Source organism: Phyllobacterium sp. YR620, assembly GCF_900104165.1.
Classification (GTDB): Bacteria; Pseudomonadota; Alphaproteobacteria; order Rhizobiales; family Rhizobiaceae; genus Phyllobacterium; species Phyllobacterium pellucidum.
The window spans coordinates 102,042-116,474 of the sequence record NZ_FNJP01000008.1 but is presented as its reverse complement, the minus strand read 5'-3'; the positions used below and the strand labels follow the sequence as shown (position 1 = coordinate 116,474).

Below are 14,433 nucleotides of genomic sequence, written 5' to 3'. Positions count from 1 at the left end.
TGGGCTATCGTGACTGTACTGGGAGGAGCAAATCGTTGCTGAGGGTGACAACATGCTCCAAATCGTAATCCTGATCTGCGCGACCAGTCTTTCGCCAGCCGAGTGCCAGACCAACACGGCTCTCGATGTGATCATCGGCCCGCAGGCAAACAATCCCATGATGTGTGGATTGCAGGGCCAGGCCTTCATCGCAAGAACTGCCATCGTCGGGCGGTCCCCGAACGAATATGTAAAGATCCGCTGCTCGCCGCCAAAATCCAGGAAGGAGGCGGCGATCGAGCGCCTTTAGGGTTTCTATTGCTGGCCGCAGGCCTGCATCTGCGCGCCATAACTATAGGCCATCTCCGCCGTGCTGCGCGCGACCTTTTGCATGTTTGCATTGGTCTTCCAGTCGCCCCGGGCAAAGGCGTTGTGGCCGAAATAGTAGGCGAGATAGAGGTGATAGGCATCGTTGAGCTCGATGCCGTTCTTCTCGTGGCTTTGACTATGGTACCAGCCGACGAAATTCACGGCATCGGCAAAATTATTCCTGTCGGCCATGAACTTGCCGGTCTCGTTCTTGTACCGTGCCCACGTGCCATCGAGGGCCTGGGAATAGCCATAGGCGCTCGACGGCCGTTTCCAGGGAATGAAACCCAGCAGCTTGGTGCGGGGTGGGCGCGAATAGGCGTTATATCCGGATTCCTTGCGGATCGTCGCCATCAGGATCGGAACCGGCACACCATATTCCCGCTCTGTCTTCTTGGCCGCATCGTACCAGTTGTCAAACCAGCCGTCCTTCTGGTCGAAGACGGAGCAGACATCGTTGATGCGGCTCGGCGCGGTCGCGCAACCGGCAAAGATGAGCAACAAGCCAATTGCCGCCGATGGAAAAAGGATGGTTCGCCGCATGCCTGTCCTATACGGCGCAAAGGTTAAGAGTTTTTTGCCATGAGGCCCCAAGTTTCGGCGTAGATGGCCGGGGCTGAACAGAACCGCTTCTATTTACATGGGAAACGCTTTAGGATGGCATCCGGGAACTTCGATATCTGCCTGCACATGATGATCTGACATCTTGAATGAAGTCGGAGGCGTGAATTGGTGTTTTCGTTCTTTGATATTTTCCGGAACGAACTCGATGTTGTGAATTACCGCCGACGCACCATCCAGGATGGAGCGGTCGCACGCGCAAGATCGCTTACCCGCCGGGGCAGTACCGACCTGTTTCTTCCCGATGTCGAAGTGCCATTCGCGGAAAATCCGCATTTCCTGACCCCGCGCACCGATGCCGCTCTCGCCGAGAGCGAGGTTCCCGGGCGAGAGACAACCCGGACCGTTCCCGGAAGCAATCTTGTCGGCCTTGCGCTTTCCGGCGGCGGCATACGTTCAGCGTCCTTTTCGCTTGGAGTGCTCCAGGGTCTCGACTCCCTGTCGAAGCACAATGAGCCGCGGGTGATCGATGCCATCGATTACGTTTCTGCTGTATCCGGCGGCGGTTACATCGGCACGTCGCTTGTTGCCGGTTTGATGCAGGAAAATGCAACGTTCCCCTTCGACAGCCGCCTTGATGAACAGGAAGCGCCCGAGACGCAGCATCTGCGCGACTATTCGAACTTTCTCACCGCCAATGGCGGCATCGATTACCTCGTCAGCTTCGCGCTGATTTTGCGCGGGATACTCGTCAATGCCGTCATCGTTCTGCCGGTGCTACTGCTCCTTGCGGCCCTGACCGTTGCGATTTATCCGCGACCCGACCTCTACAAGTCTTTCACATTGACGCTGATACTGGCCGGTCTCACGGCGGTCTTCATGGTGGCAAGCGCCATCTACATTTCCTTCAGGCCAGGCACCCTCCGATCGAGGGAGATCCTCGGGCAGGGCATCGGCTTGCTCGTTGTTCTCGTTCTGGTCGCGGCCGTGTTCCAGGCCCAACCCTATATCCTTGCGGCAATTATGTCGCGCGCTGGTGGTCCTGCGAATATGGATATGGCCTGGCTTTCACGGCTGTTTGCGTTGCTGACATCCGTCGCCACGGTGCTCATTGCCGCATCCCAGAAGCTCGCCAATGTGGCGAAGGCGTCAATAGGGGAGGCGACGTGGACTGCCACTCTCAAAAAATATGCAAGCCGCATTGCCCTCTATGTGGCGGCAATTATCGTCCCGCTTTTGCTTTGGCTGGTTTATATCGGCTTGAGTTACTGGGCGATCCAGAACTATTCCGGCAATCGCTGCGCCGCCGGCACGGCCGACTGGATGCGATGGCTCACTCTGTGCGATTTTAGCTCGCTGGCAATCTATCTCGTGGTCGCGCTGGCTATTGTCGTGGTCACCCTCTTCATCGGGCCCAACGCAAACTCCCTGCACAAGCTCTACCGTGACCGCCTGAGCCGCGCTTTCCTGTTCGAGCGGGCGCAGATGGGCACCCACAATGCGCCAAGCGATGTGGATACCTGGAAGTTCTCATCGTTGAAACCGCGCGCGGAAGCGACGGGAAGTTGGCTGCCGTCGGCCGCCTATGCGCCATACCTTTTGACAAATACAGCGATCAATCTCGAAGCCTCCGAAGACCTCAACAAGCGCGGGCGCAACGGCGACACCTTCATCTTCAGTCCGTTGCATGTGGGCAGCTGGTGGACGGGATACGTCCCGACGACGCGGATGGAAACCATCGTGCCGGATTTCAGTCTGGCGACGGCCATGGCAGTTTCGGGTGCCGCCGCCTCGGCGAATATGGGCCGAAATACCATCAAAGTCCTGACGTTCAGCCTGTCGCTCCTCAATATCCGCCTTGGATATTGGCTGGCAAATCCAGCGCGGCTCGATGACTTTCATTCGTGGCGCAATCGCTGGAAAGCTAAAATCGGCACTTGGTTCTTTGCCATGGAGACCCTCGGAAAGCTCAACGAGAAGCGCCTCAACGTCTATCTGACCGATGGCGGGCACATCGAGAATCTCGGCATCTATGAACTGCTGCGCCGGCGCTGCAAAGTCATTGTTGCGGTTGATGCTGAAGCGGACCCCAACATGACGTTCTCCGCCCTGGTCAACCTCGAGGTCATGGCGCGCATCGACCTCGGCATCCGCATCGAACTGCCGTGGCAGGCACTGCAGTCCAGCGCAACCGGCGTCACGGCGAGTGCGCTCTATGGCCCGAACGGTCTTCCCGGCAAGCTTGGGCCACACGCTGTGATCGGTCAGATACGCTACGATGACGGCCAGGGCATCCTTATCTATATCAAGGCCTCGCTGAGCGGTGACGAGAACGATTATGTCCTCGACTACAAGCGGCATAACCCGGCCTTTCCACACGAAACGACGGTCGATCAATTTTTCAGCGAGGAGCAATTTGAAGCTTATCGGTCGCTCGGCTTCCACGCCACGCGAGGATTGTTTGCCGGCGCCGACGATTTTGCCAAGCCACGATCGCCTTCGGCCGAATGGGAAGCGGAGGTTTCATCCGCCCTCCAATTGCTCAACATTCCCTACGATATGCGAACTGCGATCCTTGGGCACATTGCCGAACAGCGAAATCGCGAGGGCGAGGGATAGCGCGTCAACGAAGTTGTGCGGCCTCCAAAAATTGGGCTAATCCCTATGGGTGAGAAACGCTTAAGTTCATCCGAAGAGATTGCAAGTCATTCAAAGAATGCTATGATCCGTAAAGGGTTTCCGCTCGATAAAAGACAGCATTTATTGACAGTCGTGTAAGACAAGTTCTGCCGAAAATACGATCTGTAATGTAAAGTCATCACTCTTGGTCGGGGCGCTTGCCTCGCTGGTGAGTATTTGTTGTGCAGGAGGAAGTCCTGCGCAGCCGGAGAGCGCTCGCAATGAGGATCTACGAGGCGTTGGTGAAGGGCCTGGAGAGCGTTGGCGTCGGTGCTGCGTTTGGCGGCGCCGGCGAGAACGCTGCTCAGCTGATGCTCGCGCTCAAACATTCCAAGACGATCCGGCCGGTGATCACGCGTCACGAACAGGCCGCAGCCTTCGCGGCATGCGGCTACGCCATGTATTCGCGCCGCCTTGGCGTCTGTTTTGCTACGGCGGGCCCCGGAGCCTTCAATCTCTTTTCAGGGCTCGCCGTCGCCATGTCGGATTCCTATCCGATCCTTGCGATTTCGGGGTATTCGTCGCTGGAATGGAAAGGCAAGGGCGCTTTGAACGAGACGTCCGGTGTCAGCCGGACACCCGACTCCCATGCGATGTTTGTGGCAACCACCAAGAAGTCGTTTCTCCTCGAGGATGCGGCCAAGGCTTGCGACGTGCTGGAGGAGGCTGTCAACGTGGCCTTTGATGGTCGTCCAGGACCCGTCCACATCCACGTGCCGGAAAATCTGACCCATAAGGGCGTTTCCGTTGACAATTATCGCGACGTCGATTTGCAAATCAAGCCGGTTGTGCCCGAGACGACAAGGGTCGAGGCCGTCGCGGAAATTCTGCTCGCCGCTTTGGCAAAAGGCGAGAAAGTACTCGCGCTCATCGGTTTCGGCGCAATTTTGAGCGACGCGGGCGAGGCGCTGCTTCGGCTGCTCGAACGCTACCAGATCCCTTTCGTGACGACGCTCGACGGGAAAGGGATTATCGACGAGAGCCACCCTTTGGCGATCGGCGTTTTCTGCGACAGCGGTCACAAAGCGGCGCGGGAAGCATTCAAGCAGGCGCAGATCATTCTCGCGATCGGCAACTCCTTTGCCCAGCATGCGACCTTCAATTTCCGCAAGGACCTTCTCAACGGCAAGAAACTCATTCACCTGAATATTGACGGCGGCGAAGTGGACAAGGTCTACAAGGCGGATGCGGCGATTATCGGCGATGCAAAGCTTGCAATAACGGCGCTTTACGACCGCATGTCGGCCGAGCTAGAGCCGCTGCCGAAACGAACCTTCCCCCGCTACGACTATCGATCTGACAAGATTCACGATCTGGTGGGCAAGATTCATCCGGGCCAGCTCGCCCAGGCCCTCTCACGCCGCCTGCCTGACGATGCCATCGTGCTTGCAGATGCGGGCGCGCATCTCACCTGGCTCGGATATTATCTCGAACTCAAGTCGCACCAGCGGTTTCGCAAACCAGGCGGCTTCGGTCCCATGGCGGGCAGCGTCAATGGCGCGCTCGGCGTCAAATGTGCTCATCCCGACCGCACCGTCATCGTCGGCTGCGGCGACGGCTGCTACCTGCTTTCCGGCTTCGAATTGCTGACGGCGGTCCAGTATAACCTTCCAGTGATCTGGATCATCTTCAATGACAACCAGTTCAAACTGATCAAGATTTACCAGCTATCGACCTATGGCGAATCCGGTCTCGTCGAATTCGAGAATCCGGACTACGTCGCCTATGCCAACGCGTGTGGTGCGCAAGGCTTCCGGGTCGAAACGGTCGGCGCGTTTGAATCGGCCTTGGACAAGGCGCTTGCCCTCAACAAGCCGGTGCTCATCGACGCCCACATCTCGCGGATGGAACTGCCGAAATACAGCTCATCGCCCGAGGGAACGCTCGCCGGATTGGTCGAGCGCCTGGGAGAGAGGGTTCGTGCGCACTGAAGGCGCGAAAAAGTCCCATATTTTCTGATGTAGCCTGCGTAGGGGAACAAAAATGTCGACGTGGCGTGAGGAATATCAAGGTAGTGCGGAAGCCGAGCGGCTGACGTTCGAGCGTCTGGCCCAGGACATGATGGATGTTCAGGTCAAGGCAAAGAAGCATGGCAGTGCGCCGGCAATCCAGCGTGCGTTTCACAGCAAGGCCGTCTTTTCCGCCATTGACGCGAAACTGACGTTCGTTGACGACCTTCCCGAGGAATTTCGCGCGGGATTTGCCCAGCCCGGCGCGTCATACACGACGATCGTCCGCTTTTCGAACGCCAACGGCTATGGCCAGCCTGATTACAAGCCCGACATGCGTGGCGTTGCCTTGCGGGTGAAGGTGTCGGACGACGAATTTCACGACCTGCTTGCCACCAATTTTCCTGTTTCGCATGCGCGTAATGCCGAGCAGTTTGTGGCGTTCGCCAAAGCAACGTCCGGCGGCATTTTCAGTAAACTCGCCGGCCTTGTGCAACTCGTGGTGAAATTCGGGCCGTCCGAGGTCATCCGCATGCTCCGCAATGTCACGACCGCACGCAAACGCAAGGTCTCGAGCGTCGCGCTTGAGTCCTTTTGGAGCCGCGGTGCCATCCGTTGGGGTGACACGCTTGCCGTGCGCTTCATCCTGCGCCCCGCTGCCGACGCGCCCGCCGCACCCGAACCTTCCGACAAGGATCCCGGCTACCTTTCAAACGAGTTCGCGCGCCGTCTCAATCGTGACGACGTCCGATTCGAACTCTGCCTCCAACCCTACGTCGACGTGGCGTCCACGCCGATTGAGGATACGGCGGTCGAATGGCTGGAATCGGTATCGCGCCCGATCAAGGTGGCCGACCTCACGATTTCGAAGCCCAATTCGGGCATCGCCGAGGCGTTCACCAATGCGAGGGTCATCGACGAGCTTTCGTTCAATCCCTGGAACACGACCGATGAATTTCGGCCCTTGGGCAATCTCAACCGTGCCCGCAAATCGGTCTACGATGCAAGCTCGGCGCATCGGCATGTCTATCGCTGGCGAACGGAAACGCCGCTCCGCAACCGCGTGCTCGGTGCGATTGCACGACAGGGCTTTCTCGTCATCAATCGCTACATCGAGTGGCATAAATTATCGCTGCGCCTGAGCCTGCTCAACCTTGACGCGTTCCGCTATGTGCTGCGCGAGAAGAACCTGATCGACACGGAAGTCTATGAAGCACCGCCGACAGCCCGTCCGGTCCCGCCGTCCAGCGTCGACGAGGCAGTTCGTCAGGCGCGGACTTACGATGGAACGTTCAATGATCTTTCCCAGCCCAAAATGGGATCGATCGGCTCGGCCTTCGGTCGCAATCTCAAGCCGGTCTTTGAGCCGGATCAGTTCGACAATCCCAATCCGGTCGAGGTGGCTCGTGAACTACTGCACCGCGACACGTTCATTCCCGCGCGCTCGCTGAACATTCTGGCTGCCGCATGGATCCAGTTCCAGGTGCACGACTGGGTCAACCATGCGCGCAACCCACTCGGCAAGGACGATGTCATCGTGCCATTGCCGAAGGGGATGACCTGGCAAAGCAGCGTCGGTGGGCCGCGCGAAGACGTCATGCGCATCGCCAGCAACGTGGCCGGGCGCGATCCGGTCGACGGTCAGCCACCCATCTATTTCGGCAATGCTGCCTCTCAGTGGTGGGACGGTTCGGAGGTCTATGGCCCGGACAGCAAGTCCGCCAATCTGTTGCGCGAAGGCCCGAAGCTGCGATTGGTGGACGGGCATCTGCCGGTCGACATGCGCGGCATGGAGGTTACCGGCTTCAACGAAAGCTGGTGGCTCGGTCTCAGCGCCCTGCACACGCTGTTTGCGCGCGAACACAATCTCCTCTGCGACGAGCTTCGCTCGCGGTACCGCAATTGGGATGACGAGCGCGTCTATCATACGGCCCGCCTGATCGTCTCGGCCCTGATTGCCAAGATCCACACCGTTGAATGGACGCCGGCGATCCTCGCAACGAAAGCCATAGACGTCGGCCTATCCAGCAATTGGAACGGTCCGCCAGCCAATGACTGGCTGACCAAGCTCGGCATATGGCTGCTCGACGCGCACGCGCTGACCGGCATTCCGAAGACCCTGCCGGATCATCATGGCGCGCCCTACTGCCTGACGGAGGACTTTGTCACCGTTTACCGGCTGCACCCGCTCCTGCCTGACGATTACTGCTTCTACAACCACGCCAATGGCAGCAAGATCGCGGATAAGGGGTTCCTCGACATCCAGGCAGCGGCGGCCGACGATGCGATGCGGGCGTTCGGCCTGCGCAACACGCTTTATTCGTTCGGCATCGCGCATCCTGGTGCGATAACGCTGCACAATTATCCCCGCTCGCTTCTGGCGCTCGAACGCGACAACGAGATCATCGACCTTTCGGTGGTCGACCTCGTGCGCACAAGACGGCGAGGGGTGCCGCGATACAATGATTTCCGTGCCGGCCTGCATCGGCCGCGATTGAGAAGCTTCGAAGAGTTGACGACGAATCCCGCCGACATCGAGCTCCTGAAAAAGTTCTATGGAAGTATCGACCGCGTCGATACGGTCGTCGGTCTCTTTGCCGAACCCGCGCCCACCGGCTTCGGTTTCAGCGATACGGCGTTTCGTATCTTCATACTCATGGCATCACGCCGGCTGCAGAGCGACCGCTTCCTGACCGTCGATTTCAGGCCGGAGGTCTATTCGTCATTCGGCATCGACTGGATCGCCAACAACAACATGACCAGCGTCATCCTGCGGCACTGTCCAGAACTTGCCTCGGTGCTGCCGCGCACCGGCAGCGCCTTTGCGCCCTGGCGCCCGATCCTGCCGAATAGCACAATGCCGTCGATGACGGGAGCGACGCCGTGACCGAGCCGCTCCCCACCAATGCTCCCGCATCCACCGGACACCGGGGGCTCGATGCCCTCCTGAAGCGGCCGCTTTTAGAGACGATCTGGCGCCGGCGTACGCATCGGGTCAGCCAGGGAAGTACGGTGCTGGCGGGTACGATGAGCTACGAGTCGGACAAGCCGCGCGAGCCGCTCTCCGAACTCGAGGAAGCCGTCCTCATCGCCATGACCGGCTGTACCGGCCTAACCATGCCGGACCGGCCCTTCGAGGATCCTGCAACGCGCAAGCCGATCATGGCCAAGCCCAATCTCAACATGGCGGGACGAACGGCGGGAAGCCCGGACAACGCGCAAGGAACGCACTTCTTTCTCATCAACGATTCCGGAACCTATTTCCTGCGCAAGCTGCCCCCGCCGGCAGATGGCAACAAGGCGTTCAGCACCGAGCTTCTGTTGGAGCGCGCCAATCAGGCTAAAGTCAAAATACTCGATCACCGCCTTGATGTGCCGAACGGCAAGAGGGATTTCCCGGCCTATCTCGATTCCAACCGCTTCCTTTCGAACCTTCCAGGAACGACGGTGCTGCTCCCGGTGGTCGACCTGTCACGGCAATATATCAACGGGATGATGTACATCCTGACGCAGCCTGATGGAGCGCGCCCGGCTATTGTCGACGACCGCAACTTCTATAGGTCGGCGGGCGTGAAGAAATGGGTCGAGAAGGGCTTTCTCAACAAGGACCTGAAGGTGCCGCTCGGCGCCATTGGTTCGCTGCGCACGCAGATCGAAGCCGACCTTCTGTTGCAGAATCTCTTTCTCGTCGCCGATGCGATGGGGCTCGGCGCCTGGATACACGCCTCGATCAGTCCGCCCGTCTTGGTGGGAGACCCGAAGTTCACCAAGGACTACGGGCCCATGCTCGGACTCGATGTGGAGACGCCGAAGTGGCGCATCATGGATCTTCTGCGCTGGCATGTGCCGCTGCCGCGCTACTCCAACCTCAGGAGCAATCCGATCGGCCTGCGCCACAAGGGCGAGCATCTGATCAAGGGCATGTCACCGCCCTACTACGACTCCATGGCGAGCGCCGTTCAGGAGGTCGTACGCGAAAAATTTGGCGAGAAGGGTGGTTTCTACACAGACAAGGCCCTTTTCGCGCAGATTTACAAAGGCGACTACGGCAATCGGTACCTTTCCGAAGCTGCTGTCTACAGTTCGGATGTGATTGAGTGCGTCAAGGATATCTGCACCTATATCTATGATACCCACGGCCGGTTCCCGGCCCATTGCGATGCGATCCATGTTCCCGGCGTCTGGCTGCAGGTGCATCACGTCGATATCGACTACTATGAACGGTTCTTCCAGAACGGCCTGACCGAAGCACACCATAATCACCATCGGGATTGGCCATAGGACGGGCTTTCTACCAGCGGTTGCCGATAGATCTGGCAAATGCATGCCGATCAGGTTATGTTTTGCTTGTGCAGGTTTAGGTCCCTTGGCCCCGCCTTTGCACGGTGCCCCCGGTACCTTTCCCGCTCGAACGAGATTGGGAGAATTGTTCATGGCACAATTTCACGTGATAGCTGGTGCGAATGAAACGAACGTCTATCCAGAGGTTCGTCGAATTGGTGTGGCCGATGTTTTTGCCGCGCTGCGCGAGGGGCTCGATGATTTCTGGGACAAGCCCTCGCACTATGTCTTTCTCTGCCTGATATATCCGATAGCCGGTCTGGTCCTGATACGCTGGACATCCGGAGCCAACATGCTGCCGCTGCTCTTCCCGCTGATGTCCGGCTTTGCACTGGTCGGGCCGTTTGCGGCGCTTGGCCTTTACGAGATCAGCAGGCGCAGGGAACTCAATCTCGACACGTCCTGGAGCCATGCCTTCGAGGTACGCCACTCGCCGGCAATCCCATCCATCATCGCGGTCGGCGTCATGCTTCTCGTTCTGTTCGTCGCCTGGATACTGGTGGCCCAGACGCTTTATACGAACCTCTTCGGCGATCAGGTCCCCGCATCGATCGGCACATTCATGAGCCAGGTGTTCGAGACCCCGGAGGGCCTTAGGATGATCCTGCTCGGCAACGCTATCGGCTTCATTTTCGCCGTCGTCGTTCTGTGCACCACAGTGATCGCTTTTCCGTTGCTCCTCGACCGCGACGTCGGCGCCTTTGCGGCGGTCGTCACCTCCGTGAAGGCAACGCTTGCCAATCCCGTACCGATCGCGCTCTGGGGCTTGATCGTTGCAGCGCTCCTTCTCGTAGGCTTCCTGACTTTGTTCGTCGGCTTGGCCGTGTTCATCCCCGTGCTCGGCCACGCGACCTGGCATCTCTACAAGAAGATTGTCGTGCCTGCGCCGACAGCAGCGTAACGACGATCAATTCATTTAGGCACAATGGAAACGGCGCCAGATGGCGCCGTTTCCAGTTGAGCGAAGCGCGAGAGACTAGATCACGGGCCGGCGCCGAAGAAGTTGACCCGTGTCAGCAGTGTATAGTGGGACTCCGAGACCATCATCGCGACGAAGACCAGGACCAGGACGGGTGGCACGATGATGGCGTAGATGAGCGCCAGTCTCTCCCAGGCCATATGCATGAAGACAGCAACGATAAGCCCGGCCTTCAGCACCATGAAGATGAGGATCAGGCCCCACCGCAAATATCCGTGCAGGCCGAAATAATCGACGAGATAGGAACAGACGCTAAGGACGAAGAGCAGTCCCCAGACAAGCAGATATAGCTTGATCGGATGTTCCTGATATTCGGCATGTGCTGCAGTCTGTGCCATGTGACCCACCTCACCACAGATAGAAGAAAGCAAAAATGAAGACCCAGACGAGATCGACGAAGTGCCAATAGAGGCCCGTTATCTCGACAATCTCATAGCGTCCCTTGCGGCTCGTAAAGAAGCCGCGCTTTTCCTGATCGAAGTCCCCGCGCCAGACCTTGCGGGCGATGATGATGAGGAAGATGACGCCGATCGTCACGTGCGTGCCGTGGAAACCGGTGATCATGAAGAAACTCGATCCGAACTGGGCCGCGCCAAAGGGGTTCTCCCAGGGTCGGACGCCCTCATGGATCAGTTTGGTCCATTCAAAGGCCTGCATGCCGACGAAGGTCGCGCCGAAGAGCGCGGTAAGGAGCATGAGCGCGGCGGTCTTGCGGCGGTCTCGCCGGTAGCCGTACATCACCGCCATGGCCATGGTGCCGCTGCTGCTGATCAATACGAAGGTCATGATCGCGATGAGGATCAGCGGAATATCCTGCCCCCCAATATTGAGCGCGAAGACCTCGCTGGGGTTCGGCCAGGGCACGGTGGTCGACATGCGCGCTGTCATATAGGCAAGGAGGAAACATCCGAAAACGAATGTATCGCTCAACAGGAAGATCCACATCATCGCCTTGCCCCAGGAGACATTCTTGAATGCCCTTTGGTCGGAGGCCCAGTCGGAGGCAAAGCCCTGCATTCCGGGAGCGAGTGGAGGAAGGGCAATGCCAGGCTTGGTCTTTGTGGTTTCGTGCATCGTCACACCTCTAAGTCAGCAATTGCCGGCAGATTTCGACGAAATCGTTCGCCCAGCCTGCAAGCAGGGCAAAAAGGATCAGCCATACGAGCAGCATGAAATGCCAGTACATGGCGCACAGATCGACGCTTAGCCGTATGGCCTTGGCTGGCGCGCCCTTGAGAGCCTTGAAGGATGTGCGCCCAAGTGCGACGAGGCCGCCGAGAATGTGCAAGCCGTGCATGCCGGTGATCAGGTAGAAGAAGCTGTTCGCCGGGTTGTCGGCGACGAGATACCCTGCCGCTGTCAGTTGACGCCAGGCCAGGATCTGACCGACGAGAAAGCCGACCGAGGTTACGAAGCTGAGGCCAAGTCCGGCCTTCACGGCTTCGAGATTATCCCGCTGCGCCTTTGCCTTGGTCCACTGCAAAGCGAGGCTGCTTGCAACGAGCAGGGCAGTATTGAACCACAACAAGCCCGGGATCGGCACGGCCCACCAGTCATTGAGGCCCATGCGCATGAAATAGGCGCTGATCAGCAGCGTGAACAAAGCGCCGACGACCGCGAGGAAGACGCCAAGCCCGATCTTTGCCGTAGGAATGGAAGATCCTTCACGTTGGGGCATATCGCCGGCATGCCCGACCTCAAGCCAGGGTTTTGACATGAGCCGCTGTTGCGCCATCCACCAGGTGATGATGACGGCAAGCGCCGCGAGGAAGACGAGGATCGCGCTCAAGACGGTTCCCTCGATATCCGGTCGTCGTTGGGCTGGTTCTGCGGAATGAAATCTTCCGCCGCACCCGGCACGCTGTAGTCATAGGCCCAGCGATAGACGATCGGCAGGTCCTTGCCGAAATTGCCGTGCGGTGGAGGTGTCGTCGGCGTCTGCCATTCGAGTGTGGTTGCCCGCCACGGATTGCCGCCGGCGTCCTTGCCGTGCCGGACGCTCCAGAAGAGGTTGAACAGGAACACCATCTGGCCGGCGCCGACGATGAGCGCCACGATGGTAATGAACTCGTTCAGCGAATGTGCGGACGGCGGAACAAAGGCGGTTTCACCCATTTCGTAGTAGCGGCGAGGCATGCCGAGCAGACCGAGATAGTGCATCGGGAAGAAGATCAGATAGGCACCGAGGAATGTCACCCAGAAATGGATACGCCCGAGAGTCTCGTCCATCATCCGCCCGGTAATCTTCGGATACCAATGATAGATCGCACCAAAAACAACGAGGATCGGCGCGACGCCCATCACCATGTGAAAGTGAGCGACCACGAACAATGTATCGGATAGCGGAACATCGACGACGACATTTCCGAGGAAGAGGCCGGTTAGTCCGCCATTGAGGAAGGTGACGATGAAGGCGAGGGCAAACAGCATCGGCAGCGTCAGATGGATGTCGCCGCGCCAGAGAGTCAGTACCCAATTGTAGACTTTGAGCGCAGTGGGCACGGCGATTATCAGCGTCGTCGTCGCAAAGAAGAAGCCAAAGTTGGGGTTCATGCCGCTGACATACATGTGGTGCGCCCAGACGACGAAACTGAGCGCGCCGATGATGACGATGGCCCAGACCATCATGCGATATCCGAAGATATTCTTGCGCGCGTGGGTGCTGATGAGATCTGAGACGATGCCGAATGCCGGCAAGGCAACGATATAGACTTCGGGATGCCCGAAGAACCAGAACAGGTGCTGGAAGAGGATCGGGGTTCCGCCGGCGTGCTGCAACTGCTCCCCCATTTCGACGATCGCCGGCATGAAGAAGCTCGTTCCCAGCAGGCGGTCGAACAGCATCATGACGGAGGCAACGAAAAGGGCAGGAAAAGCGAGGAGGGCCATGACGGTCGCGGTAAAAATGCCCCAGATCGTCAGCGGCAGGCGCATCAGCGTCATACCGCGGGTGCGCCCCTGGAGCACTGTGACCACATAGTTAAGCCCGCCCATCGTAAAGCCGATGATGAAGAAGATGAGCGACAGAAGCATCAGGACGATGCCCCAATCGGCGCCGCCGGGGGTGCCTGAAAGAACAGCCTGCGGCGGATAGAGCGTCCAGCCGGCGCCTGTCGGTCCGCCGGGCGCAAAGAAGCTGGCAACAAGTATCAAGACGGCGAGCAGATAGAGCCAGTAGCTCAGCATGTTGGCGTAGGGAAACACCATGTCGCGAGCGCCGACCATAAGCGGTATGAGATAGTTACCGAACCCGCCGAGAAAGAGGGCGGTCAGCAGGTAGATGACCATGATCATGCCGTGCATGGTGATGAACTGGTAATAGCGCTCGGCATCGATGAAGGTGAAAACGCCCGGAAAGCCGAGTTGCAGGCGCATGAGCCATGAAAGCACGAGCGCAACGAGGCCGATCGCCATGGCCGTCATCGAATATTGAATGGCGATAACCTTGGCATCCTGGCTGAAGACGTAGGTCGTCCACCAACTGTGCGAATGATAGAGCTCCACATCTTCGACTTCCGCCGGCGGGATGGGGTCGTCCATGCTGGATGGAATATTGACCATCAATTGCCTCCCTCA

Annotated in this window: 11 protein-coding genes; 6 read left to right on the top strand and 5 right to left on the bottom strand. The window is 58.6% G+C overall.

Annotation, left to right across the window (positions count from 1 at the left end; translation table 11 throughout):
• The first annotated feature begins 52 nt into the window (after nucleotides 1–52).
• The gene (locus BLR72_RS21420) at nucleotides 53–289 is read left to right on the top strand and encodes a hypothetical protein (RefSeq protein ID WP_091951836.1); all 237 of its coding nucleotides are present in this window, start codon (nucleotides 53–55) and stop codon (nucleotides 287–289) included.
• A 5-nt stretch (nucleotides 290–294) separates the two neighbouring features.
• Here BLR72_RS21420 and BLR72_RS21415 read toward each other — a convergent pair whose 3' ends face one another.
• Nucleotides 295–891 (bottom strand): transglycosylase SLT domain-containing protein, encoded by a 597-nt coding sequence (locus BLR72_RS21415; RefSeq protein WP_091951834.1) that lies wholly within the window; start codon nucleotides 889–891, stop codon nucleotides 295–297.
• 189 nt (nucleotides 892–1,080) lie between these two features.
• Between BLR72_RS21415 and BLR72_RS21410 the strand changes: the two genes are divergently transcribed.
• From BLR72_RS21410 to BLR72_RS21390, 5 genes are all read left to right on the top strand, one after another.
• Nucleotides 1,081–3,528 (top strand): patatin-like phospholipase family protein, encoded by a 2,448-nt coding sequence (locus tag BLR72_RS21410; RefSeq protein ID WP_175492430.1) that lies wholly within the window; start codon nucleotides 1,081–1,083, stop codon nucleotides 3,526–3,528.
• 281 nt (nucleotides 3,529–3,809) lie between these two features.
• Nucleotides 3,810–5,519, top strand: a complete 1,710-nt coding sequence (locus BLR72_RS21405) for a thiamine pyrophosphate-binding protein (RefSeq protein ID WP_091951830.1) — start codon at nucleotides 3,810–3,812, stop codon at nucleotides 5,517–5,519.
• Between the two features lie 52 nt (nucleotides 5,520–5,571).
• Entirely contained in the window at nucleotides 5,572–8,424 is a 2,853-nt protein-coding gene (locus BLR72_RS21400; protein ID WP_091951828.1) for a peroxidase family protein, read from the top strand.
• Nucleotides 8,421–9,818: a hypothetical protein gene (locus tag BLR72_RS21395; protein WP_091951826.1), complete on the top strand. Its 1,398-nt coding sequence runs from the start codon at nucleotides 8,421–8,423 to the stop codon at nucleotides 9,816–9,818. The genes BLR72_RS21400 and BLR72_RS21395 overlap by 4 nt, the downstream gene beginning before the upstream one ends.
• Nucleotides 9,819–9,969: 151 nt before the next feature.
• Entirely contained in the window at nucleotides 9,970–10,779 is an 810-nt protein-coding gene (locus tag BLR72_RS21390; RefSeq protein WP_091951824.1) for a DUF2189 domain-containing protein, read from the top strand.
• Between the two features lie 80 nt (nucleotides 10,780–10,859).
• Here BLR72_RS21390 and BLR72_RS21385 read toward each other — a convergent pair whose 3' ends face one another.
• The 4 genes from BLR72_RS21385 to ctaD all read right to left on the bottom strand — a co-directional run bounded on the left by BLR72_RS21385 (nucleotide 10,860) and on the right by ctaD (nucleotide 14,418).
• Nucleotides 10,860–11,195 carry a cytochrome C oxidase subunit IV family protein gene (locus BLR72_RS21385; protein WP_091951822.1) on the bottom strand — a complete coding sequence of 112 codons (336 nt, stop codon included), beginning with the start codon at nucleotides 11,193–11,195 and terminating at the stop codon, nucleotides 10,860–10,862.
• A 10-nt stretch (nucleotides 11,196–11,205) separates the two neighbouring features.
• Entirely contained in the window at nucleotides 11,206–11,874 is a 669-nt protein-coding gene (locus tag BLR72_RS21380; RefSeq protein WP_228017047.1) for a heme-copper oxidase subunit III family protein, read from the bottom strand.
• Between the two features lie 67 nt (nucleotides 11,875–11,941).
• Nucleotides 11,942–12,646, bottom strand: a complete 705-nt coding sequence (locus BLR72_RS21375; RefSeq protein ID WP_091951821.1) for a cytochrome c oxidase subunit 3 — start codon at nucleotides 12,644–12,646, stop codon at nucleotides 11,942–11,944.
• Nucleotides 12,643–14,418 carry a cytochrome c oxidase subunit I gene (gene ctaD, locus BLR72_RS21370; protein WP_162737158.1) on the bottom strand — a complete coding sequence of 592 codons (1,776 nt, stop codon included), beginning with the start codon at nucleotides 14,416–14,418 and terminating at the stop codon, nucleotides 12,643–12,645. The genes BLR72_RS21375 and ctaD overlap by 4 nt, the downstream gene beginning before the upstream one ends.
• Nucleotides 14,419–14,433 lie beyond the last annotated feature (15 nt).